We start from the raw sequence: 24,238 nt of genomic DNA on the forward strand, positions 1-24,238 counted from the left end.
GCAGCGGGGCGGTCACTCCTCCGAATGGTTACATCAGCCAGAATGCTGCATCACATCGAGGTCGAGGATGGGACAGGAAGTTGAAATCAAACGGTGTCGAAGGGTAAGACCTCAATCTAACCAAGCAATAAACGCGCCCTTGGCACCTGACGGTCATCAGAACCGGCGCCATCCTTGAGCGAGTATGCTGAGCCTCGCCTGGTATCGTGTCAACGTCATTGCTGCCGATGGTTCCCTACAACCGATTGCCACTGCAGATGGACCATCATGCCCGGGCATCACCGGGGCAGAACAGCCTCATGAGGCACTGGTATCCGCCGGCTCACGGACGACCGGCGCCGGAACGGCTTGCCGCCATCGTCTACCACAGCCTATAGAATCGCCATCCCTGCCCACGCCAATGTCAGCCATCCCATGACCCGACTCAGTATCACCGATCACCGCCGCGACAGCGCCGGTCTGACCTATGTCTACCCGGTATGGTCGCGCCGTTCGGGCGGCCTCTCGATCGGCATCAACCTGAATCCGAACAACGCCTGCAACTGGCGCTGCATCTACTGCCAGGTGCCCGATCTCATCCGGGGTGCGGCGCCGGAAACCGAGCTCATGCGGCTCGAGGATGAACTACGGGAGCTGCTGGCATCCGCCCTCTGCGGCGATTTCTTCGAACGCTTCGCCATACCGGCCGATCAGCGTGTGATCCGCGACATTGCCATCTCGGGCAATGGCGAACCTACCAGCAGCGGGCAATTCGATGCCGCGATCGGTATCGTCGGCCAGGCCTGCGCGGACGTCGGGCTGTTCGGCCAGATTCGTCTGGTGCTGATCAGCAACGGCAGCCTGATGCACCGACCGGAGGTGCAACGCGGCGTCGCCCACTGGTCGGAACTGGGGGGGAAGGTCTGGTTCAAGCTGGATAGCGCAACGGAAGCGGGGCGCGAGCGCATCAACCAGGTCCACCTGTCCAACGCCACGGTCCGACACAACCTCGAGACCTGCGCGAGACTCTGTCCGACCTGGCTGCAAACCTGCCTGTTCGCCCTCGATGGCCAGCCGCTATCGGAAACCGAACAAAGCGCCTACCTGGATTTTCTGACCGGACTGGAGGCGGACGGCATCGCCATCGAAGGTGTCCTGCTTTACGGTCTGGCGCGGCCATCGCTGCAACCCGAAGCCGCCCGGCTGTCGGCCCTGCCGGAAGACTGGATGTCGGCATTCGGTGCGCGCATCGAGTCCCTGGGCATCAGGGCCAGGGTTCATCGCTAACGCCCCGGTCCCACCGCCCGGCCATGCCAGAAAAACCCGATAAAAAACCCCGCCGGGCCCAGCGCCAGGCCCGGCGGGGTCGTCGCGGCATTCAGCCGTCTACTGACAAGCCTCACACGTCGGATCGTCGAGGCGGCACACCTTGGGTTCGGGTTCTGCGCTCACGGCATTGAGCTTGCCATCGAAGGCGGTGCTCTTCTCGACGTGGGTGGCACCCAGCGTGCGCAGGTAGTAGGTGGTCTTGAGGCCGCGCACCCAGGCGAGCTTGTAGAGGTTGTCCAGCTTCTTGCCGGAGGGTTCGGCCAGATAGAGGTTGAGCGACTGCGCCTGGTCGATCCATTTCTGGCGGCGTGAGGCGGCTTCGATCAACCAGCGGGCGTCCAGCTCGAAGGCCGTGGCATACCGTTGCTTGATGGCCTCGGGGACGCGCTCGATCTTTTGCAGGCTGCCGTCGTAGTACTTGAGGTCGTTGATCATCACGGCGTCCCACAGGCCGTTCTGCTTGAGTTCGGCCACCAGATAGGGGTTGACGATGGTGAACTCGCCCGACAGGTTGGACTTGACGAACAGGTTCTGGTAGGTAGGCTCGATGGACTGCGACACCCCGCAGATGTTGGAGATGGTGGCGGTGGGGGCGATGGCGAGACAGTTGCTGTTGCGCATACCGACCTTCCTGACCCGCTCGCGCAAAATGTCCCAGTCGAGGGTCGTCGAGCGGTCCTGTTGCAGGTAGCCGCCGCGTTCGACTTCGACCCGGGCGACCGAGTCGATGGGCAGGATGCCCTGACTCCACAGGGAGCCGGCGTAGCTGGCGTAGACGCCGCGCTCTTCGGCCAGATCGGTGGACGCCCGGATGGCGTGGTAACTGATCAGTTCCATGCTGCGGTCGGCAAACTCGATGGCCTGTTCGGAGGCGTAGGGGATGCCGAGCTTATACAGGGCGTCCTGGAACCCCATGAGGCCGAGCCCGACCGGGCGATGGCGCAGGTTGGAGCGACGGGCCTGGGGGACGCTGTAGTAGTTGATGTCGATGACGTTGTCCAGCATGCGCATGGCGGTGGCGATGGTGCGCTGCAACTTGTCGGCATCCAGCGTGCCCTGCGGGGTGATGTGGGCGGCGAGATTGACCGAGCCGAGGTTGCAGACGGCGACCTCGCTGTCGTTGGTGTGCAGGGTAATCTCGGTACACTGCCCCGTTAAAATACCGTTGAACACTCCCATGTGACGTTTCGGCTCAGTGAAACAGTAGGTATCGTCAACTCGACCTTCATCACGCACCTCCATGACCTGCACAAACTTAGCGGCAGATCGGTTGGGCGTCCTCTTGGACAGGCTTACACGATGTACCGTGAGGCCAAGCTCCAACAGTTTTTGAGTCTCAACTGAGCCAATCAGCAAGCGGTAGAGGGGCTGACACTCATACGCAGGCTGATCATCTGCAAACCTCGTTACAGTAGCCTCACGCATCAAGCTAACTTTCGATGTCACTCCAAGAGTCTGGAGCATCAACCTAACTTCATTCAAAAATCCCTTTTCAACAGAGGCTATTTGAATTGACTCATTGTCTCCATTACGTGAAACAGTTCCATCTGCATCAATCAGACCGGCGAGCCAGTCCAGCCTAGACCTTATAGAGTAGCTGTGAGGCACAGTAAACTTCTGCGGAACCCCATCCACCAAAGTAAACGACAGCCTCCCATTGGATTGTTCTTGGTAGGACCCTGACCTAATAGCCAAGTGATTAACAAGGTCCCTCTTGTCCCCATACAGATGCAGGATGGGCTTTCCCTTGCCATACGTACCGTCACCACAGAAGAAGCCAGCGGTGTAGGCATAGGGAAACTTACCGCAACCTTCAAGTACAGGGAGGCTGAACTTTATCAGTTTATCCCCGGCCTTCAGTTCATGAGCACGCTTCTCAACAATGTTGTTGTGCCAGTAACCTTCTTGCACGTAGAACTTATGGTACGGGGTGCAGTCGATTTCAGCCCCATCTGATAGAACCACTTTGATGAGCTTCTGATTTTCCCCGGTCTTGAATACCTCCACCTCGGAGAACTCTTCTCCATTCCAAACCTTGACCTTGCTACCAGCGAGATGGGAGATAGGAATATGTCCATGCTCCGTCAGAACTGAAGTCTCAGGGGCAACACAGAGGTTGGAGCTGTGGACGACGCCGACGTGCTGGTTGGTGTAGCGGAGGTTGCAGGGATCCTTGAAGGTGATCCACGGGTGGCCGGTCTCGAACAGCATCGACAGCATCTTGCGCCACAACTGGCTGGCCGGCAGGCGTTTGAACAGGGTGATCTCGCCCCGGTCGGCCTTGGCTTCGTACTCCTGGTAGCGCCTCTCGAAGGCGAGTCCGGTCAGGTCGTGCAGGTCGGGGGTGTCGCTGGGGCTGAACAGGGTCCAGTCCTGATCGTCGACGACGCGCTTGAGGAACAGGTCGGGTACCCAGTTGGCGGTGTTCATGTCGTGGGTGCGGCGGCGGTCGTCACCGGTGTTCTTGCGCAGTTCCAGGAACTCTTCGATGTCGATGTGCCACGTTTCGAGGTAGGCGCAGACGGCACCCAGCCGCTTGCCGCCCTGGTTGACGGCGACGGCGGTGTCGTTGGCGACCTTGAGGAAGGGTACGACGCCCTGGGATTTGCCGTTGGTGCCTTTGATGTGGGCACCCAGACCGCGCACGCGGCTCCAGTCGTTGCCGAGTCCGCCGGCATACTTGGACAGCAGGGCGTTGTCCTTGATGGCGCTGTAGATGCCGTCGAGTGCGTCGGGTACGGTGGTGAGGTAGCAGGAGGACAGCTGCGGGCGCAGGGTGCCGGCGTTGAAGAGGGTAGGCGTCGAACTCATGAAGTCGAACGACGAGAGCAGGTGGTAGAACTCGATGGCGCGGGCTTCGCGGTCGATTTCGTTGCTGGCCAGTCCCATGGCGACACGCATGAAGAAGGCCTGCGGCAGCTCGAAGCGGACGCCGTGACTGTGGATGAAGTAGCGGTCGTAGAGGGTCTGTAGACCCAGATAGTTGAACTTAAGATCACGCTCGGGCTGGAGGGCCTGAGCCAGCTGGTCGAGGTCGTAGCGGGTCAGTTCGCTGGACAGCAGCTCCAATTCAGCGCCACGGTGGATGAAGGCGACGAAGGACTCGCGGTAGTCGGCTGAGGGGTCCAGCCCGAGGAAGCCGTGGGCCTCGCGGCGCATGGCACTGAGCAACAGCCGGGCGGCGACATAGGCGTAGTTGGGTTCTTGTTCGATGCGGGTACGCGCCGCCATGAGCAGGGCTGACTCGACATCCTTTTCCGGTACGCCGTCGAAGAGGTTGCGGCGGGCTTCGTCGAGAATCCAGGCACCGTCGACATCTTCGAGACCCGAGCAGGCGTCGTCGACGAGGGCTTGCAGGCGGGGGACATCGAGCGGCTGGCGGGTGCCGTCCGGGAGGGTGACGTGCAGTTCCGGTGCAACCGGGGTTTTCTGGGCCTGCTGTTCGGCCCGCAGGCGGGCACGTTCTTCCCGGTAGAGGACGTAGGCGCGGGCCACTTTCTGGTAACCCCCGCGCATCAGGGCCAGTTCGACTTGGTCCTGTATGTCTTCGATGTGGATGGTGCCGCCAGAGGGTAGCCGCCGGGACAATGCCGTGACCACCTGCTCGGCCAGCGACGCCACCACCTCGTGGATGCGGCGACTGGCGGCGGCACTGCCGCCCTCGACCGCCAGAAAGGCCTTGGTGATGGCGACGCTGATCTTGCTGGCGTCGAAGTCATGGACTTGTCCGTTACGGCGAATGACTCGCATCTCGCCAGGCTGATAGGAACGCAACTCGACACCCGCCGACACAATGTCGGCAGGCATCAGGGAGGAATTCCGGGACGCGAGCAGGGATTCGGTTTCCATGGACAGAGACCTCGGCGTGTCAGGTTGGATCGGAAAGGGCCGGCACTATAAGATGTGCCAAAAGGGCCAGTCAAGCACAATATCCTGTGGAATCATCGAAAAGCGATGACGACAGGCGCGCGCGGCCGGCCGCCGGTCAGCGCAACCGGCGGGCGGATCGGCAGCGGGCTTGATGTACTATTGCGCCCACTGCGGAGCCCCGCCTCCTCCCAACAAGAACAACGACAAAGGGACAACCGAGCCCATGCAAAACATTCTGGACTGGATCAGCGACTGGACGCGACGCATCCTGCCCAACCCTCAAGCCGTCTCGTTCGCCATCTTCCTGATCGTCATCTCGCTGCTGGTCATCAGCCTGGGAAAAATGCTGATGCCGGTGCTGGCGGCTGGCGTCATCGCCTATCTGCTCGAAGGCATCGTCATGCAGGGCGTCAGACGCCGGGTACCGCGCTTCGCTGCGGTACTGGTCGTCTATGTGCTGTTTCTGGCCTTCGTCGCCTTCCTGCTGGTCGCCCTCCTGCCCTCGCTGTACCAGCAGACCATGCAACTGCTGCAACAGCTGCCGGGCTGGGTCACGCGCGGGCAGGTACTGGTCATGGAACTGCCGGCCAAATACCCCGACTTCATCACCGAGGAACAGCTCTACGAGGTCATGGCAACCCTGCGCCGGGAGCTGCTGGGCTGGGGACAATCGATGCTGACCTACTCCTATGCCTCGCTGGTCAGCATCATCACCCTCATCGTCTACCTGATCCTGCTGCCCTTGCTGGTGTTCTTCTTCCTCAAGGACAAGGATCGCATCCTCGGCTGGCTGGAGCAGTATCTGCCCTCCGATCGTTACCTTTCGCACAAGGTCTGGCGGGAGGTCGACATGCAGATCGGCAACTATGTACGAGGGAAATTCTTCGAGGTGGTGGTGCTGTTCCTGGTCAGCTTCGTAGTATTCGAGCTGATGCGGCTCAACTACGCGCTGCTGCTGTCGGTGCTGATCGGCCTGTCGGTGATCATCCCCTACGTAGGCGCGACCCTGGTGACCTTCCCTGTCGTGCTGGTGGCATTCTTCCAGTGGGGACTTACCGACGAGTTCGGTTACCTGATCCTGGCCTACTCCATCATCCAGGCCATGGACGCCGTCTTCCTGGTACCTCTGCTGTTCTCGGAGGTGGTCAACCTGCACCCGGTCGCCATCATCGTCGCCATTCTCTTTTTTGGCGGACTGTGGGGGTTCTGGGGCGTGTTCTTCGCCATTCCGCTGGCCACCCTGGTGAATGCCGTGCTGAATGCCTGGCCGCGAGAGGGCAAGACGCTGATCCAGGGTCTGGATGCCGCAGCGCTGACGCAGGATCCCAAGGCCATCGAGTCGTAGCCCGGCGAGAGCGCCGGGCCCGTCCTAAATCCTGTCCTTGGCCACCAGATAGACTTCCGGGCTGCGGTCGCGGGAAGCCTTGGGCTTGCGCACCGAAACCCTGTGAAACAGCGCCCGCGCCGCCTTGACATAGGCGTCGACATCGGGCCCTTGAAACAGCTTGGTCACAAAGTCGCCGCCCGGCCGCAGGATCTCCCGAGCCGTGTCCAACGCCAGTTCCGCCAGATACATGCCGCGGGCCTGATCGACGATCCGGTTGCCGCTCATGTTGGGCGCCATGTCGGAGAGCACCAGATCGACGGGCCGCTCCGCCAGCGCCTCACGCAGCCGGGCCAGTACCGATGCCTCGCGAAAGTCGCCCTGGATGAAGCTGACATTGGGCAAGTCTTCCACCGGCAGAAGGTCCAGCGCTATAATCACCCCCTTTTTTCCGAGCTTCTGCGCCGCAAACTGCGACCAGCCTCCCGGCGCCGCGCCCAAATCCACCACGACCAGACCAGGCTTCAAGAGTCGTTCGCGCTCGTCCAGTTCCTTGAGCTTGAATACCGCCCGGGAGCGATAGCCCTGGGCCTGGGCCTGCTTGACGTATTCATCGGAAAAATGCTCGGACAACCAGCGCCCGCTGCTGCGACTACGCGCCATGGTTCGCGCCGATAGACATGACAACCCCAGACCGAGAGAGCGAGTGAAACCCGAATTGAAGAAATTTCTGCGCGCCAAGGCGCATACCCTGAAGCCGGTCGTGATCACCGGCCAACACGGGGTCACGCCAGCCGTGCTGAACGAGATCAACCTGGCGCTGGATCACCACGAACTGATCAAGGTCCGTGTCAATGCCGCGGATCGCGAGGAGCGCCAGGCCATGGTCAGGACCATCTGTACGGAGTCCGCAGCCGAGCTGATCCAGGCCATCGGCCACGTCGTCACACTCTACCGCCGCAACCCGAACCAGCGCTAGCGCCGCACCCGGCTCTGTCCCCCGCCCGCTCAGAGATAGCGGACGCCGCAGATATCGAACTCGCGGACGCCGCCCGGAGCCTGAACAACGGCGACATCCCCTTCCCGCTTGCCGATCAGGGCGCGGGCAATCGGGGAAGTCACGGAAATGCGCCCCTCCTTGATGTCGGCCTCGTCCTCGCCGACGATCTGATAGGTCACTTCCTCGCCGGTTTCCGCATCGGCCAGGTCGACGGTGGCGCCGAAGACCACCTTGCCGTGGGCATTGACCTGGGTCACGTCGATGATCTGGCAATTGGACAGCTTGGCCTCGATTTCCTTGATGCGGCCCTCGGTAAAGCTCTGCTGTTCCCGGGCGGCGTGATATTCGGCATTCTCCTTGAGATCCCCATGCGCCCGCGCCTCGGCGATGGCGGCCGTGATGCTGGGACGCATCACCGTCTTGAGATGGTTGAGTTCCTCGCGCAGTTTCTCCGCGCCGCGAGCCGTTAAAGGTACCTTGTGCATATTTTCCTGATCCGGGGTATCGACAAGCGCTGATTCAGGCCTTGAGCATCCTGTGCAAATCCTGCAGGCAATTGACGTCCGCCGCGCCCATTTCGTCGAGGGCCGAGCAGGTCGCGCGGGCGCCGGACAGGGTGGTCGTATAGGTGACCTGATCCTGCAGGGCCTGGCGGCGGATGGTGAAGGAATCCGAGATCGCCTTTTTGCCTTCGGTGGTGTTGATGATGAACTGCAACTCGCCGTTCTTGATCATGTCGACCACGTGAGGGCGCCCTTCATACACCTTGTTGACCACCGTGCAGGGAATCCCGGCCTCTTGCAGCGCCTTGGCCGTACCGCGGGTGGCCACCAGCCGGAAGCCCTTGGCCAGCAGATCGCGGGCGACGGGGATGACCTTGGGCCGGTCGCTCTGCCGGATGCTGATGAAGACATTGCCGCTCTGTGCCAGCTTCACGCTGGCGGCCCGCTGCGCCTTGCCATAGGCCTCGCCGAAGGTCGCACCGACCCCCATGACCTCACCGGTGGATTTCATCTCCGGCCCCAGCAGGGGATCGACGCCCGGGAACTTGATGAACGGGAACACGGCTTCCTTGACCGAATAGTACGTCGGCACCCGCTCCCGGGTCACGCCCTGTTCGGCCAGCGACTTGCCCACCATGCAGCGGGCAGCGATTTTCGCCAGCGGATAGCCGGTGGCCTTGGATACGAACGGTGCCGTACGCGACGCCCGGGGGTTCACTTCGAGGATGTAGATGTCCTCACCCTGGATGGCAAACTGGGTATTCATGAGACCGACCACGCCCAGGGATTCGGCCAGCAGGCGCACCTGTTCGCGGATCCGGTCCTGGAGGACCGGGCTGAGGTCATAGGGTGGAATGGAGCAGGCCGAATCGCCGGAATGGACACCCGCCTGCTCGATATGCTGCATCAGGCCGCCGATCAGCACGGCCTGCCCGTCGCTGATGGCGTCGACGTCCATTTCGATCGCATCGTCAAGGAAACGGTCGAGCAGGACCGGCGACTCGTTGGAAACACTCACGGCTTCGCGCATGTAGCGCTTCAGTTCGTCGTCGTTGAAGACGATTTCCATGGCGCGGCCACCGAGCACATAGGAAGGCCGCACGACCAGGGGATAGCCGATCTCGTTGGCACCCTGGATGGCCTCCTCCAGCGAGCGCGCCGTACGGTTGGGCGGCTGCCTGAGGCCCAGCTTGTCGATCAGTTTCTGGAAGCGCTCGCGATCCTCGGCGAGGTCGATGGAATCCGGCGTGGTGCCGATGATCGGGGCATTGGCCGCCTCCAGGGCGCGCGCCAGCTTGAGCGGGGTTTGCCCGCCGTACTGGACGATGACGCCGTAGGGCTTTTCCAGATGGATGATCTCCAGCACGTCCTCCAGCGTCAGCGGCTCGAAATAGAGCCGGTCGGAGGTATCGAAGTCGGTGGACACCGTCTCCGGGTTGCAGTTGATCATGATGGTTTCGAAACCATCCTCGCGCAGGGCCATTGCCGCATGCACGCAGCAATAGTCGAACTCGATGCCCTGACCGATGCGGTTGGGCCCGCCGCCGAGCACGATCACCTTCTGCCGCCCGGTCGGCTCGGCCTCGCACGCCTCCTCGTAGGTGGAGTAGAGATAGGCCGTGGCAGTCGCGAATTCTGCCGCACAGGAATCGATGCGCTTGTAGACCGGCCGCACGCCCAGTTTGTGGCGGGCGGCGCGGACCTGAAACTCCTGGCTGCCGAGCAGGCGTGCCAGCCGGGCATCGGAAAAGCCCTTGCGCTTGAGGGCAAACAAGTCGTCGGCCGTCAGGCTACCGAGCACCCGCCCGGAAAGCGAGCGTTCCTCGGCCACCAGTTCCTCGATCTGGGCCAGGAACCAGGGATCGATCCGGCTATGCGCATGGACCTCATCGAGCGTCCAGCCCAGACGGAAGGCATCGGCCACGTAGAAGATGCGGTCGGCACCGGGGTGCCGCAGTTCGCGCGCCAGCCGGTCGGCGGCATCCTCGGCCCCTGGGTCCAGCCTTTCCGACAGACCGTCGACACCGATTTCGAGACTCCGCAGCGCCTTCTGCAGCGATTCCTGGAAGGTCCGACCGATGGCCATGGCCTCGCCCACCGACTTCATCTGTGTCGTGAGCCGATCGTCGGCCTGCGGGAATTTCTCGAAGGTGAAACGCGGCACCTTGGTGACAACGTAGTCGATGGTCGGCTCAAACGAGGCGGGCGTGGCGCCGCCGGTGATCTCGTTGCGCAGTTCGTCCAGGGTGTAGCCCACCGCCAGCTTGGCCGCCACCTTCGCGATCGGGAAGCCGGTGGCCTTGGAGGCCAGCGCCGAGGACCGGCTGACGCGCGGATTCATCTCGATGACGATCATGCGGCCATCCTGCGGGTTGATCGCGAACTGCACGTTCGATCCCCCGGTATCGACGCCGATCTCGCGCAGCACCGCGATACTCGCATCGCGCATGATCTGGTATTCCTTGTCGGTGAGCGTCTGCGCCGGCGCCACGGTGATGGAATCGCCGGTGTGTACGCCCATCGGATCGAAGTTCTCGATGGAACAGATGATGATGCAGTTGTCCCGATGATCGCGGACCACCTCCATCTCGTATTCCTTCCAGCCGAGCACGGACTCCTCGATCAGCAGCTCATGGGTCGGCGAGAGTTCCAGGCCGCGCTCGCAGATCTCGATGAATTCCTGACGGTTGTAGGCAATGCCGCCGCCCGAGCCACCCAGCGTGAAGGAGGGCCGGATAATGGCCGGATAGCCGGTCTGCTCCAGGCAGGCCAGCGCCTCCTCCAGCGAGTGGGCGACGTCGGAACGGGCCGAACTCAGGCCGATCCGCTCCATCGCCCGCTTGAATTTCTCCCGATCCTCGGCCTTGTCGATAGCCTCCTTGGAGGCGCCGATCATCTGCACGCCAAACTTTTCCAGCACGCCGTGCTGATCCAGAGCCAGCGCGCAGTTCAGGGCCGTCTGCCCGCCCATGGTCGGCAGCAGCGCGTCCGGCCGCTCCTTCTCGATGATGCGGGCCACGGTCTGCCAGTCAATCGGCTCGATATAGGTGGCATCGGCCATCTCCGGATCGGTCATGATGGTGGCCGGATTGGAGTTGACCAGGATCACCCGGTAGCCCTCCTCCCGCAACGCCTTGCACGCCTGCGCGCCGGAGTAGTCGAATTCGCAGGCCTGGCCGATGACGATCGGACCGGCGCCCAGCAGGAGGATGGACTTGATGTCGGTTCTTTTTGGCATGTAGCGGGAATACTCAGTGGCGGGCGCGCTGCATCAGCTCAATGAAGCGGTCAAACAGGGGCTGAAGATCGTGTGGGCCGGGGCTGGCCTCCGGATGCCCCTGGAAACCGAAGGCGGGGCAGTCGGTCAGCTCGATGCCCTGCAGACTGCCGTCGAACAGGGAGCGGTAGCTCGCCCGGACGGAGGCCGGCAGCGTTGCCTCGTCGACAGCGAAGCCATGATTCTGGCTGGTGATCAGGACCCTGCCGCTGTGGAGTTCCTGGACCGGATGGTTGGCGCCATGATGCCCGAATTTCATCTTCATGGTCCGGGCGCCGCTCGCCAGCCCCAGGAGCTGATGCCCGAGACAGATGCCAAAGACAGGCAATTTCCGCTCCAGGAATGCCTGGATGGCGCGAATGGCATAGTCGCAGGGCTCGGGATCGCCGGGGCCGTTGGACAGGAAAATCCCGTCCGGCTTGAGCGCCAGGGCGGCTTCGGCACTGGTGGTGGCCGGCACGACCGTCAGGCGGCAGCCCCGCTCGGCCAGGAGCCGCAGGATATTGCGTTTGACGCCGAAGTCATAGGCAACGACATGGAACTGTGCGACGACAGGCGCGGCATAGCCCGACGCCAGCTGCCAGGCCCCCTCCGTCCAGGCATAGGATTCGGCGGTCGTGACCTCCTTCGCAAGATCCATTCCCTTGAGACCGGGGAAACCACGCGCCTCGGCCAGCGCCTGTTCGACATCGAGGCTGGCGCCTGCCATCAGGCAGCCACGCTGGGCACCCCGGTCGCGGAGCAGGCGGGTCAGCCTGCGGGTATCGATGCCGGCGATGCCGACAATGCCATGAGTCCGGAGATAGTCGGACAGGGGCTGCGCCGCTCGCCAGTTGCTGTGGCGCGCGGGCAGATCGCGCACCACCAGTCCGCTGGCAAAAATGCCGCCCGATTCCACATCCTCGGCGTTGATGCCGACGTTGCCGATGTGCGGATAGGTAAGCGTCACGATCTGGCGGGCATACGAGGGATCGGTCAGGATTTCCTGGTAGCCCGTGATGGAGGTATTGAAAACAACTTCACCGACCGAGCACCCTTCGGCGCCTATCGACTCTCCGCGGAACAGGGTGCCATCCTCGAGAGCCAGTAATGCTTGGTTATTCAAATGTGTTCACCATAAACATGCAAAACGGGAAGAACCGCGAGGTCCATCCCGTTCATGCCAGTTCGATCAGCCGTTGTTGGCGCTGAATTCTAGAAAAAAGCCGCCGGCCTGTCCATGCGGCTGCCGTGCCGGTGCCGGCTAGCCCGGCCATCCTGAGGTCGCGCCGCGGGTCAGCTTGTCGGCAATGCCCAGGGGATCGCGGGGATCGATGCCATCCATCAACGGCTTGCGCCGGTTCTGATCGGTCACCTGGTAGATCAGCCCCAGCCAGTTGTTGAAGACGGCCTTGGCCGTATCCCGCCAGGTGTTGTCGAGCCGGGGCACGATCCCGTCCTCGATGAACACGGGGCAAGCCAGACTATCCCGCCGAGCCTGACGCACGCGCTGGCCATAGGCGTTCAGGTGATCCACCGATTCCTGGCTGAAATAGTGCTCGGGCAGAGGGGGGTAATCCTCGCGCTCGCCGTGGTAGTAGCGCATCACCTCGCGCTTGTACTCCTTCAGCAGGCTGATGGTGTCGTACTCCGGGTGCCCCTGGAAGAACACGACACGCATGAGGTCCTCGCTGACCGCCAGATGCACGCCGGCCTCGCCACTTTCCACCAGCACCCGCAGGCCGACCCGCTCCATGTCCTCGCGAAAGATTTCGTTGAAGCGGGAATGCGGCACATCGAAGCGGGTGTTGATGCTGGAGACCAGCGGATGCAGGGGCTCCACGACCCGGTGCGAGTAAACCCCCCAGCGCTTGAAGCCCAGATGGGTACGCTCGATGCCATAGCCGTACTGGATCAGGGCGTGGGTGGCCAGACAGGAACACAGGGTGGAGGTCACATGCTCGCGGGCCCAGTCGAACACCTCGGTCAGCGGCTCCCAGAAGGGCTCCCGCTGGAGCTGCGGCTGGGTCACGTTGGCGCCGCTGATGATCAGGCCGTCCAGTCCCTCCCGACGGATTTTCGCAAACGGTTCATAGTAGCGGTCAATGTGCGCCCGGGCCTCGTCGCCACGAACCAGCCCCTTGATGGTGAAGGGATGCATGTGGAACTGCACGATCGAGTTGGCGGCGCCCACCAGGCGGAAGAACTGGCGCTCGGTCGCTTCCAGCGCGGCATCGGGCATCATGTTCAGCAGGCCGATGTGCATCTCCCGGATGTCCTGGTGCCGGGCACGATCGACGCTGAGTACCTCCTGCCCTTCCTCGCTGAGGCGGTGGAACGTGGGCAGATCGGTGTGGGCTACAAGAGGCATGACGGGTCGCTCCCTGTCAAATCAGGCATTCGGGTTCGCCAGCGCGCGACAGACGAGCTCGATGAAATCCGCCTCATCGGCAACACTCCCGAGGGCCGAGGCTTCGACGGTATAGCCCCATTCCCGCGCGATGGCCTCGTAGCGTGGCAGGCGGGCATGAAACAGCCTGGGAAACACCCAGGTGACGAAGTCGTCCGGCGGAATCTCGTCGACGTCCCGGTAGCCGCGCTCCGCCATGAACATCGGCAAATGCTCGTCCAGGAATGCCTCGCGGTAATACAGGGGCTTCGGATGAAGCCGGGCACGCTCGATCAGCAGGTGCTCCAGTTCGCGGGAAGTCCGGATGTAGACGATCACGGTATGCTCGGCCAAGCTTGCCAGGGTTTCCGGATCGTCGAGCTCGCAGACGCTGCCGCCGGCATCATTGATGAAATGCCGGTAGCCATAGATCGCCTCGACCTTGCGGATAAATTCCGGCACATCGCGCATCGCATGGATTTCCGCCTGCCGGTGCAACTCCTGGCGGCGCTTGAATTCCGTGAGACTCAGCCCGCCCTGGCGGGGGTTGCCGAGCTTGCCGAGAAAGCTCGAAACCGGGGTCAGGTTGTCGATGGTGATGTTGCTGCGGATGTAGATCGAATCCGTCTGCAGCAGCTCGCGCAGGAACGGGATCTCCATCGCCTGGCGCTTGATGTTGTCGGAAATGGGTTCATCCAGGTAGCGGGTACCGATCCGGTAGTCGCCGGAATAATGGAACCAGCGCTGGCGCGGCAGCTTGTTGGCAAGCGTGGTCTTGCCGACGCCGGACATGCCGAGCAGGGTGATGCACTTGCTGTCCCAGGCCCTGAATTGCTCGGGGCTCATTCTCATCGTACGGACTCCGGAAAATGCAGAAACTCAACGGTTGATCATGTGATCGGCCGTCTTCGCCAAGGCCTCGAACAGACGCTCGCGCAGGACGGCGTCGGCCACCGTCTCGTCCAGGGCCAGACGCATGCAGTGCAGCCATTGTTCCCGCTCTGCGGGACCGATCGGAAAAGGCAGATGGCGCATCCGGAGGCGTGGGTGGCCATAGGCTTCCCAGTAGAGATTGGGACCGCCGAGCCAGCCCGACAGGAACATGAAAAGCTTTTCCTCGGCCCCGGCAAGGTTCTCTCCATGCAGCCGCCGGATTTCCCGGGCACCTGGCTGCGTATCCATGTGCGCATAGAAGCGTCGCACGAGCTCCCGGAGAACTTCGGCGCCCCCCAGCCAGGCATAAGCCGTCCCGCTGTCGTGTTCGCTCATGTGGACACTATTTCCCGCACTTGCCCTGCTTGCCCTTGCACGACGCCGGCGTCGCCTTCGAGGTCTTCGCGGGCGGTGCATGGGCCTTTTCCGTCGGCGCTTTTCTGCTGACACTCGCACGCCTGATCGGTGTATTCGCCGAAGCCGACCTCTGTCTGGCCGGGCCGGAACGCGCGGCGGATGCCTTGCCATGTGCCGGGTTGCCGCGCGCCTCGGTGGTGGCTGCGGGCCGGGCGTGCCTGCCCGTGGCGCGCGCGGACCTGAAGTGCGCGGGACTGCCGAACGTGACGCGGGGCGACCCGGGCTCCAGGTCGGCCAGCCTGGCTGCCGCACGGGGCTCGACCGGCCTGTTGAAGTCCGCCTCGATGAAGGCCGGCGGGGCACCGCTCAGCTGCGCGAAACCGTCGTCGAGAATCTCGCGCATGTGCGCATCACGCCGCTTGGCGCTGGGGCCGCCGAACACCACGCCGATCAGGCGCCGCCCTCCCCGCTTGGCCGAGGCCACCAGATTGAAGCCCGAGGCGTTGATGAAACCGGTCTTGATGCCGTCCATGCCGGAATAGGTTTCCATCAGATGGTTGTGGTTGTCGAAACTCTGCCCGCGGTAGTAGAAGCGAGGCGTGGAAAAATACGGATAGTAGCGGGGGAAGTCATTGATCAGCGCCTTGCCCAGGCGGGCCATGTCCCAGGCAGTCGTCACCTGCATCGGATCGGGCAAGCCCGAGGCATTGCGGAACACGGTATCGCGCATGCCCAGGGCATGGGCCTTGGCGGTCATCATCTCGGCAAAGGCGGTTTCGCTACCGGCCAGGTTTTCGGCAATGACCGTGGCGGCGTCATTGGCGGAGCGCGTCACCAGGGCCAGGACGGCGTCCTCGACCGCCAGGGTATCGCCGGGGGTCAACCCCAGGCGGGAGGGCGGCTTGAGTACGGCATTGCGCGACACGGTCAGCGGGGTATTCAGGGTCAGTTCGCCGCGCTCCAGCGCCTCGAACACCAGATACAGCGTCATGATCTTGGTAATGGAGGCCGGGTGGCGCAGTTCAGAGGGAAAACGCTCGTACAGCACGCGCCCGCTGTCGGCATCCACGACCAGCGCGGAGTAGTCCCGCGCTTCGGCTTTCGACAGAAACAGCAGGGCCAGCATCATGCCCAGGAGGTAAGTGACTCGAAGATTCATGGAAGGTCTGGGAATGTGCCAATGTGCACGCGGAAGATGGAAATTCGTATCCGGGGCTCGCGGGCCCGGAAGTCTGGGTGTGATAACGCCGGACCGGCAGGACGGGCGCTAGTGCTGCTTCATCACCCGCTGCCGCTCGCGCTGCCAGTCGCGATCCTTCTCAGTGGCGCGCTTGTCATGCTGTTTCTTGCCGCGTGCCAGACCGATTTCCAGCTTGGCCCGGCCTTTGCGCCAGTACAGCGCCAGCGGCACCAGGGTATAGCCCTTGCGTTCGACATGGCCGATGAGGCGGCTCAACTCGTGGTGATGCAGCAGCAGCTTGCGGGTACGCACAGCGTCGGCGACCACATGCGTGGAGGCGGTGGACAGGGGCGAGAAATGGGCACCGAGCAGCCAGGCCTCGCCGCCCTTGAGGACGACATAGCTCTCCTTGAGCTGGGCGCGCCCCGCCCTCAGGCTCTTGACCTCCCACCCCTGCAGGACCAGTCCAGCCTCGTGACGCTCCTCGATGAAGTAGTCATGCGTGGCCTGGCGGTTGAGCGCGATGGTTGAGCTGCCAGGGGCATCCTTCTTTTTCTTGGCTGCCATGCGAAAGTGTTATCCCTGACGTCGTCGGCGAAACTTGCTATTTTACTCGAAATTGCTCGAACCTGATCCTTTCACCTCTTCCAGCAGGACTCTTAGACGCATGACGGCATCTGGCAAAATCCATGGGCAATGGTCCTCCCGGCTGGCGTTCATCATCGCTGCCAGCGGTTCCGCCATCGGTCTTGGCAACATCTGGAAATTTCCCTACCTGCTGGGCGAGAACGGCGGCGGCGCGTTTGTGCTGATTTACCTCGCCTGCGTGCTCGGCATTGGTCTGCCGATCATGATGGCGGAAACCCTCCTCGGACGGCGCGGACGCCAGAATCCCATCAATACCATGGCCACCCTGGCCGGCCAGGCCGGTGCCAGCCGGATCTGGCGCTACGCCGGCTGGCTGGGCGTTCTGGCCGGGTTCCTGATTCTCTCCTATTACTCCGTCATCGCCGGCTGGTCGATGGCCTACCTGTTCAAGATGGCGAGCGGCTTCATCGATGGCGCATCGACAGAAACGGCACAGCAGGCCTTCCAGGAGCTGAAGGACGCCCCCGACCGGCAGCTGATCTGGCATACCCTATTCATGGGCGCCACCGTCGTGATCGTCAGCCGGGGGGTCAGCGACGGCATCGAAAAGGTCACCCGGCTGATGATGCCCGGGCTGCTGCTGATGCTGCTGCTGCTGGACATCCATGCCGTCCGGACCGAGGGTTTTGCGGAAGGCATGTCCTTTCTGTTCAAGGTGGATTTCGACAAGCTCACCGGGGAGAGCCTGCTGATCGCGATGGGGCAAGCCTTCTTTTCATTGGGACTGGGCATGGGCTCGATCATGGTCTACGGCTCCTACCTGCCCGCCCATGTGTCGATCGCGCGCTCCAGCGCGATCGTGGCCGGCCTCGATACGGCCGTGGCGCTGCTGGCCGGGATCGCCATCTTCCCGGTCGTGTTCACCCATCACCTGGAACCCGGCATGGGTCCCGGCCTGATCTTCGAGACCCTGCCGCTGGCCTTCGTGCAGATGCCGGGCGGCACCCTTTTCGGTACCGTCTTCTTCATCCTGGTCTTTTTCGCCGCCATCACATCGGCCATCGCGCTGATCGAACCTGCCGTGGCCTGGCTGTCCGAAAATGCCGGCCTCACTCGCCAGCGCGCCAGTGCCTATGCCGGCTCCGCCTGCTGGCTGCTGGGGGTTGGGACCGTCCTCTCGTTCAACCGTGGATCTGACCTGACCCTGGCGGGCAGAAATTTCTTCGAATTCATCGATTTCCTTACTGCCGACATCATGCTGCCGGCCGGCGGCCTGCTGGTTGCCATCTTCGCCGGCTGGGTCATGAAGCGCGAACATAGCGAGGAGGAGCTGGAGATGGGAGCCTGGTACCGCTACTGGCGCCCGCTCATCCGCTATCTGGCCCCGGCCGCGGTGGTCATCATCTTCCTGCATGCCATGGGACTGCTGTAGCCCCGGGCATTATGACCGTCAGCCCACTCCATGCGTATCGAAGTGGTCTACGCGAAGCCGGAGGAGCAAGTCCTGGAAGCCATCGAACTGCCGGCCGGCGCCAGGCTTGCCGATGCGCTGGCACACACCGGTCTCTTCGAGCGTTTCCCGGAAATCGACCGGGACAACCTCAATGTCGGCATCTTCGGGAAGCTCCAGCCCAGGGATCATCCGCTCCGGGACGGGGATCGGGTGGAGATTTACCGTACCCTGCTGATCGACCCGCTGACGGCCCGCCGGCAGCGGGCCTTGAAGCGCTGAACCTCACTCGTCATCGGCTCCGAACAGGCCGGTGATCATCTGCCAGACCGTTTTTTCCCGCTGGATGGGTGGCACGGTGAGGGTGGAATCCTTTTTCATTTCGATGGCGGGCAAGGTGCCGGGGCGGAAATCCCCTTGCAACTCCGCCAAGTCGTCGCCACGGAAAATGAGCGTGATGTTCTTCTGTACCCGGGGTTCGTCCCCCGGCTGGTTGCTGTAAACGTAGTCCCAGCGTTCGTCATGGAAAGGGTCCACCATCAACGGTGCGCCCATGATATAGCTCACCTGGCGCTTGCTCATGCCGGGCCGCAACTGATCGACCATTTCCTGCGTAATGACATTGCCCTGATGGATATCCTGCTTGTAGACAAAGGGCAGCCAGTCCCAGGAACAAGCCGTCAAGGACAGAGCCAGCCAGGCGGCAACATGGCGGAGAAGTGGCATGGTATGATGCTTGCGTACAAATGCGGACGCGCCATCATACCCGATAGGACCGCCCAACACACCGAACGGGGTAAGTGCTCTGGAAAGCAAAGATATTCGCAATGCGGGCCTCAAGGTTACGCTGCCGCGCATCAAAATCCTGGAGATCCTCGAAAGCCGCGGCTCATCCGCCGACCGCCATCTGAGTGCGGAGGAGATCTTCAAGAGCCTCATCGCCGAGGGCGAGGAAATCGGCCTGGCTACGGTCTATCGGGTGCTGACCCAGTTCGAAGCGGCGGGGCTCGTGATCCGTCACCATTTCGAGGGCGGCAACTCGGTGTTCGAACTCAACCGTGGTGATCACCACGATCACATCGTCTGTGTTCAATGCGGCCGCGTGGAGGAATTCCAGGATCCGACCATCGAGCGCCTGCAGATGGAAATCGCCCGCAGCAAGGGCTTTGACCTGACCGACCATTCGTTATGCCTTTACGGCACCTGCCAGGCATGCCAACAAAACCGCGCCGAAAACTGAGTCGCGTCTAAATCCCCCTACCAGCGGTCATACCCGCATGTTTAAGCCTCTGTCGCTGTTCATCGGCCTTCGCTATACCCGGGCGAAGCGGCGGACAGGTTTCATCTCGTTCATCACCCTTACCTCGGTTCTTGGCATCGCCCTTGGCGTTGCGGCGCTCATCACCGTCCTCTCCGTCATGAATGGCTTCGAGGCGGAACTCCGCGATCGCATTCTTGGCATGACCTCGCATGCCTCCATTACCGGCATCGACGGTGAACTGCGTGACTGGCAGACACTTGAGGCGCCCCTGCAACAGGAATCCCGGGTTCTGGGCTGGGCACCCTACGTGGAAGGCCAGGCCATGATCAACTCGGAGCGGCATGTCAGCGGCACACTGCTGCGCGGCATCCTGCCGGATTACGAGCCACGGGTATCCGAAGTCGCGACCCGCCTGGTGGCAGGTCACCTGACCGATCTCCGCGCCGGTGAATTCGGCATCATTCTCGGGATGGAACTCGCCGAACACCTGGGAGTAATCGTCGGCGACAAGGTCACCGTCATCACCCCGCAGGTCATTCCCACCCCGGCCGGTATCCTGCCTCGCCTCAAGCGCTTCACGGTCGTGGGGATATTCCATGTGGGCATGTTCGAATACGACCGCAATCTTGCACTGATCAATCTCGAGGACGCCCGGCGGCTCTATACGATGGCCGAGGGCATCTCCGGCTTGCGGCTCAAGGTCGACGACGTGTTCTATGCCCGTCAAATCGCGCGCGAGATCGGGCCCAGGCTACCAGGACATTACATGATCACGGACTGGACCCAGGCTCACAGCAATTTTTTCAAGGCCATTCAGACGGAAAAACGGGTGATGTTCATCATCCTGCTGCTTATCGTCGCCGTGGCCGCTTTCAATATCGTCTCCACCCTGGTCATGGTCGTGACCGACAAGCGGTCAGACATCGCCATCCTCCGCACGCAGGGCATGCCGCCCTCGACCGTCATGGCGATCTTCGTCGTACTGGGCACCATCATCGGTCTCTTTGGCACGTTGATCGGGGGCATTGGCGGTGTCATCCTGGCCCTGAATGTGGAAACGGTTGTCCCTGCCATCGAGCGCTTGTTCGGCGTCCAGTTCCTTTCGGCGGATGTCTATTACATCAGCGAACTGCCCTCCAAGCTGATCTGGAGCGATGTCTATCGGATCACGGCGGTTGCCTTCCTGCTGTCCGTCCTGGCGACGCTTTATCCGGCCTGGCAGGCTTCCCGCATCAAGCCGGCCGAAGAGCTACGTTATGAATGAGACAGTCCTGTCCTGCAAGAATCTTCAGAAGCGTTACGCCCAGGGCGACCTCAATGTAAGTGTCCTGGAAGACATCAACCTGAGCATCAGATCAGGTGAACGTGTCGCCATCATGGGAGCCTCGGGTTCCGGCAAAAGCACCTTGCTGCATCTTCTGGGCGGACTTGATACACCAACCTCGGGTGAGGTTGAGCTGAATGGCCAGAAGCTCTCAGCGCTGAACGAAAGGTCTCTCTCCAGCCTGCGAAACCGGGTGCTGGGTTTCATTTATCAGTTTCATCACCTGCTGGGAGAATTCACCCTGCTGGAGAATGTGGCTATGCCACTGTTGATTGGCGACCATGGCGTCGCAGAGGCCGAAGAATGGGCCCATGAAATGCTCGAACAGGTCGGCCTGGCTCACCGAGTCAGGCACAAGCCTGGCGAGCTCTCGGGTGGAGAGCGCCAGCGAGCAGCCATAGCACGAGCGCTGGTCACACGCCCAAGGTGTGTCCTGGCGGATGAGCCGACAGGCAACCTGGACCGAAAGACGGCCGAAGTGGTGTATGAGCTGATGCTAGCGTTGAACCAGACATATGGCGTGAGCTTTCTGGTAGTAACGCATGACCTACAATTAGCACGGCGGTTGGACCGGGGTTATTGTCTGGAGGATGGTCGGTTGCGGGGGATATCGGCGGGGGGGTAGGGGGCGTCCCCGTTGTGTTGCGGTGGTGTGGAGCAGCATCCATCGTGACAAACGTCGGGACAAAGAAAAGCCCCCGGCCAGAGACTGGGCGGGGGCTTTTGGATATGGAGCCTGGCAGTTCCCTACTTTCGCACAGGTATCTGCACTATCATCGGCGCTAAGCGGTTTCACTTCCGAGGTCGGGATGGGATCGGGTGGTTCCCGCTTGCTCTGGCCACCAGGCAAACTGGTTGGAACGAGCCATCGTTCACACAATCATGGCTCTTCACTTGAAAACGTACACGGCAGCGTTTGGTGTCAAACACCCACACCGTTTGGGTGTTATATGGTCAAGCCTCACGGGCAATTAGTACGGGTTAGCTTCGTCCATTACTGAACTTCCACACCCCGCCTATCAACCTGGTGGTCTTCCAGGGCCCTTCAGGGGACTCGCGGTCCCAGGGAGATCTCATCTTGGGAGGGGCTTCCCGCTTAGATGCTTTCAGCGGTTATCCTGTCCGAACATAGCTACCCGGCAATGCGATTGGCATCACAACCGGAACACCAGCGGTTCGTTCACTCCGGTCCTCTCGTACTAGGAGCAACTTCCCTCAAATCTCCAACGCCCACGGCAGATAGGGACCGAACTGTCTCACGACGTTCTAAACCCAGCTCGCGTACCACTTTAAATGGCGAACAGCCATACCCTTGGGACCGGCTACAGCCCCAGGATGTGATGAGCCGACATCGAGGTGCCAAACACCGCCGTCGATATGAACTCTTGGGCGGTATCAGCCTGTTATCCCCGGAGTACCTTTTATCCGTTGAGCGATGGCCCTTCCATACAGAACCACCGGATCACTAGGACCTACTTTCGTACCTGCTCGACTTGTGGGTCTCGCAGTTAAGCGCGCTTTTGCCCTTACACTCTCTGCACGATTTCCGACCGTGCTGAGCGCACCTTCGTGCTCCTCCGTTACACTTTGGGAGGAGACCGCCCCAGTCAAACTACCCACCATACACGGTCCCCGATCCGGATCACGGACCTAGGTTAGAACTCCAAATTCGCCAGGGTGGTATTTCAAGGTTGCCTCCACCAGAACTAGCGTCCCGGTTTCGCAGGCTCCCACCTATCCTACACAAGCGGATTCAAAGTCCAGTGTAAAGCTGTAGTAAAGGTTCACGGGGTCTTTCCGTCTAGCCGCGGGTACACTGCATCTTCACAGCGATTTCAATTTCACTGAGTCTCGGGTGGAGACAGTGTGGCCATCGTTACGCCATTCGTGCAGGTCGGAACTTACCCGACAAGGAATTTCGCTACCTTAGGACCGTTATAGTTACGGCCGCCGTTTACCGGGGCTTCGATCAAGAGCTTCGCTTGCGCTAACCCCATCAATTAACCTTCCGGCACCGGGCAGGCGTCACACCCTATACGTCCACTTTCGTGTTTGCAGAGTGCTGTGTTTTTAATAAACAGTCGCAGCCACCATTTTATTGCAACCTCCTTCGGCTCCATGAGCAAGTCACTTCACCTACCAGAGGCGTACCTTCTCCCGAAGTTACGGTACCATTTTGCCTAGTTCCTTCACCCGAGTTCTCTCAAGCGCCTTGGAATTCTCATCCTGCCCACCTGTGTCGGTTTTGGTACGGCCACCTACAACCTGAAGCTTAGAGGTTTTTCTTGGAAGCTTGGCATCAATCACTTCGGCTGAATTGCTTCAGCACCGTCATCACATCTCGGCATTGACTCCCCGGATTTGCCTAAGGAATCTGCCTACCTGCTTAAACCGGGACATCCAACACCCGGCTGACCTAGCCTTCTCCGTCACCCCATCGCAGTTGCAGCTGGTACCGGAATATTAACCGGTTTTCCATCGACTACGCCTTTCGGCCTCGCCTTAGGTGCCGACTGACCCTGCGCCGATTAGCGTTGCGCAGGAAACCTTGGGCTTTCGGCGAACGGGTTTTTCACCCGTTTTGTCGTTACTCATGTCAGCATTCGCACTTCCGATACCTCCAGCAGACCTCTCGATCCACCTTCACAGGCGTACGGAACGCTCCTCTACCACTTGCCAAAGGCAAGTCCGCAGCTTCGGTACATGGCTTAGCCCCGTTGAATCTTCCGCGCAGGCCGACTCGACCAGTGAGCTATTACGCTTTCTTTAAAGGATGGCTGCTTCTAAGCCAACCTCCTGGCTGTCTGTGCCTTCCCACATCGTTTCCCACTGAGCCATGATTTTGGGACCTTAGCTGGCGGTCTGGGTTGTTTCCCTTTTGACGACGAACGTTAGCACCCGCCGTCTGTCTCCCGTGCTGTACTTCTCGGTATTCGGAGTTTGCATCGGTTTGGTAAGTCTAGACGACCCCCTAGCCGAAACAGTGCTCTACCCCCGAGAGTAATCACACGAGGCGCTACCTAAATAGCTTTCGAGGAGAACCAGCTATCTCCGAGCTTGTTTAGCCTTTCACTCCTAGCCACAGCTCATCCGAATCTTTTTCAACAGATCCCGGTTCGGCCCTCCAGCGCCTGTTACGGCACCTTCAGCCTGGCCATGGCTAGCTCGCCCGGTTTCGGGTCTAATCCCAGCGACTTGACGCCCTATTCAGACTCGCTTTCGCTACGCCTCCCCTAATCGGTTAAGCTCGCCACTGAAATTAACTCGCTGACCCATTATACAAAAGGTACGCAGTCACCCCCCGAAAGGGGCTCCCACTGCTTGTACGCATACGGTTTCAGGTTCTATTTCACTCCCGTCACCCGGGTTCTTTTCGCCTTTCCCTCACGGTACTGGTTCACTATCGGTCGGTAAGTAGTATTTAGCCTTGGAGGATGGTCCCCCCATGTTCAGACAGGGTTTCACGTGCCCCGCCTTACTCGATTTCACCGGCTC

General features: G+C 61.3%; 19 protein-coding genes and 2 rRNA genes (1 of these 21 cut by a window edge). 8 read left to right on the top strand and 13 right to left on the bottom strand.

Annotation, left to right across the window (positions count from 1 at the left end; genetic code table 11):
* Positions 1-414 precede the first annotated feature (414 nt).
* Entirely contained in the window at positions 415-1,266 is an 852-nt protein-coding gene (locus tag ACH5N8_RS12290) for a radical SAM protein (protein ID WP_483281515.1), read from the top strand.
* A gap of 99 nt (positions 1,267-1,365) precedes the next feature.
* Here the strand turns inward: ACH5N8_RS12290 and ACH5N8_RS12295 are convergent, their stop codons facing one another.
* The gene (locus ACH5N8_RS12295) at positions 1,366-5,157 is read right to left on the bottom strand and encodes a ribonucleoside-diphosphate reductase subunit alpha (RefSeq protein WP_483281516.1); all 3,792 of its coding nucleotides are present in this window, start codon (positions 5,155-5,157) and stop codon (positions 1,366-1,368) included.
* A gap of 244 nt (positions 5,158-5,401) precedes the next feature.
* Here ACH5N8_RS12295 and ACH5N8_RS12300 point away from each other — a divergent pair, with 244 nt between their 5' ends.
* A complete protein-coding gene (locus ACH5N8_RS12300; RefSeq protein WP_483281517.1) occupies positions 5,402-6,523 on the top strand; it encodes an AI-2E family transporter in 1,122 nt (373 codons plus the stop codon).
* A gap of 24 nt (positions 6,524-6,547) precedes the next feature.
* Here ACH5N8_RS12300 and rlmE read toward each other — a convergent pair whose 3' ends face one another.
* The gene (gene rlmE / locus ACH5N8_RS12305) at positions 6,548-7,165 is read right to left on the bottom strand and encodes a 23S rRNA (uridine(2552)-2'-O)-methyltransferase RlmE (RefSeq protein ID WP_483281518.1); all 618 of its coding nucleotides are present in this window, start codon (positions 7,163-7,165) and stop codon (positions 6,548-6,550) included.
* A 43-nt stretch (positions 7,166-7,208) separates the two neighbouring features.
* Here rlmE and yhbY point away from each other — a divergent pair, with 43 nt between their 5' ends.
* Positions 7,209-7,481 (top strand): ribosome assembly RNA-binding protein YhbY, encoded by a 273-nt coding sequence (gene yhbY / locus ACH5N8_RS12310; RefSeq protein ID WP_483281519.1) that lies wholly within the window; start codon positions 7,209-7,211, stop codon positions 7,479-7,481.
* Positions 7,482-7,510: 29 nt separating this feature from the next.
* On the opposite strand, the gene greA is transcribed toward yhbY, so the two are convergent.
* The 8 genes from greA to smpB form a co-directional block, all read right to left on the bottom strand.
* Positions 7,511-7,987: a transcription elongation factor GreA gene (greA, locus tag ACH5N8_RS12315; protein WP_460028531.1), complete on the bottom strand. Its 477-nt coding sequence runs from the start codon at positions 7,985-7,987 to the stop codon at positions 7,511-7,513.
* A gap of 34 nt (positions 7,988-8,021) precedes the next feature.
* Positions 8,022-11,243 carry a carbamoyl-phosphate synthase large subunit gene (carB, locus tag ACH5N8_RS12320; RefSeq protein ID WP_483281520.1) on the bottom strand — a complete coding sequence of 1,074 codons (3,222 nt, stop codon included), beginning with the start codon at positions 11,241-11,243 and terminating at the stop codon, positions 8,022-8,024.
* 13 nt (positions 11,244-11,256) lie between these two features.
* Positions 11,257-12,387 (bottom strand): glutamine-hydrolyzing carbamoyl-phosphate synthase small subunit, encoded by a 1,131-nt coding sequence (gene carA / locus ACH5N8_RS12325; protein WP_483281521.1) that lies wholly within the window; start codon positions 12,385-12,387, stop codon positions 11,257-11,259.
* 138 nt (positions 12,388-12,525) lie between these two features.
* Complete coding sequence (metA, locus tag ACH5N8_RS12330; protein WP_483281522.1) at positions 12,526-13,632, bottom strand: homoserine O-succinyltransferase MetA; 1,107 nt, start codon at positions 13,630-13,632, stop codon at positions 12,526-12,528.
* 21 nt (positions 13,633-13,653) lie between these two features.
* Positions 13,654-14,502, bottom strand: coding sequence for an ATPase (locus ACH5N8_RS12335; RefSeq protein ID WP_460028535.1), 849 nt, complete (start codon positions 14,500-14,502; stop codon positions 13,654-13,656).
* 27 nt (positions 14,503-14,529) lie between these two features.
* The gene (locus tag ACH5N8_RS12340; RefSeq protein WP_483281523.1) at positions 14,530-14,919 is read right to left on the bottom strand and encodes a group II truncated hemoglobin; all 390 of its coding nucleotides are present in this window, start codon (positions 14,917-14,919) and stop codon (positions 14,530-14,532) included.
* 7 nt (positions 14,920-14,926) lie between these two features.
* Positions 14,927-16,099: a D-alanyl-D-alanine carboxypeptidase family protein gene (locus ACH5N8_RS12345; protein WP_483281524.1), complete on the bottom strand. Its 1,173-nt coding sequence runs from the start codon at positions 16,097-16,099 to the stop codon at positions 14,927-14,929.
* Positions 16,100-16,207: 108 nt separating this feature from the next.
* Positions 16,208-16,687 (bottom strand): SsrA-binding protein SmpB, encoded by a 480-nt coding sequence (gene smpB, locus ACH5N8_RS12350; protein WP_460028538.1) that lies wholly within the window; start codon positions 16,685-16,687, stop codon positions 16,208-16,210.
* Between the two features lie 100 nt (positions 16,688-16,787).
* Here smpB and ACH5N8_RS12355 point away from each other — a divergent pair, with 100 nt between their 5' ends.
* Positions 16,788-18,140: a sodium-dependent transporter gene (locus ACH5N8_RS12355; RefSeq protein WP_483281525.1), complete on the top strand. Its 1,353-nt coding sequence runs from the start codon at positions 16,788-16,790 to the stop codon at positions 18,138-18,140.
* A gap of 30 nt (positions 18,141-18,170) precedes the next feature.
* On the top strand, positions 18,171-18,440 hold the full coding sequence (locus ACH5N8_RS12360) for an RnfH family protein (protein ID WP_460028540.1): 270 nt from the start codon (positions 18,171-18,173) through the stop codon (positions 18,438-18,440).
* A 3-nt stretch (positions 18,441-18,443) separates the two neighbouring features.
* On the opposite strand, the gene ACH5N8_RS12365 is transcribed toward ACH5N8_RS12360, so the two are convergent.
* Positions 18,444-18,884 carry an outer membrane protein assembly factor BamE gene (locus tag ACH5N8_RS12365; protein WP_483281526.1) on the bottom strand — a complete coding sequence of 147 codons (441 nt, stop codon included), beginning with the start codon at positions 18,882-18,884 and terminating at the stop codon, positions 18,444-18,446.
* Positions 18,885-18,963: 79 nt separating this feature from the next.
* On the opposite strand from ACH5N8_RS12365, the gene fur reads away from it, so the two are divergent.
* Genes fur through lolD form a run of 3 tightly spaced genes read left to right on the top strand, consistent with a single transcriptional unit; the run spans position 18,964 to position 21,368 of the window.
* Positions 18,964-19,398: a ferric iron uptake transcriptional regulator gene (fur, locus tag ACH5N8_RS12370; RefSeq protein WP_483283192.1), complete on the top strand. Its 435-nt coding sequence runs from the start codon at positions 18,964-18,966 to the stop codon at positions 19,396-19,398.
* A 37-nt stretch (positions 19,399-19,435) separates the two neighbouring features.
* Complete coding sequence (locus ACH5N8_RS12375; protein ID WP_483281527.1) at positions 19,436-20,683, top strand: lipoprotein-releasing ABC transporter permease subunit; 1,248 nt, start codon at positions 19,436-19,438, stop codon at positions 20,681-20,683.
* A complete protein-coding gene (lolD, locus tag ACH5N8_RS12380; protein ID WP_483281528.1) occupies positions 20,676-21,368 on the top strand; it encodes a lipoprotein-releasing ABC transporter ATP-binding protein LolD in 693 nt (230 codons plus the stop codon). The genes ACH5N8_RS12375 and lolD overlap by 8 nt, the downstream gene beginning before the upstream one ends.
* Before the next feature lie 109 nt (positions 21,369-21,477).
* Here the strand turns inward: lolD and rrf are convergent.
* Together rrf and ACH5N8_RS12390 are read right to left on the bottom strand one after the other, a co-directional pair.
* A 5S ribosomal RNA gene (gene rrf / locus ACH5N8_RS12385) occupies positions 21,478-21,590 on the bottom strand.
* 103 nt (positions 21,591-21,693) lie between these two features.
* Positions 21,694-24,238: ribosomal RNA gene (locus ACH5N8_RS12390) — 23S ribosomal RNA — on the bottom strand; it runs 344 nt beyond the window's last position.

The organism is Methyloparacoccus sp. NF-16 (assembly GCF_056880625.1).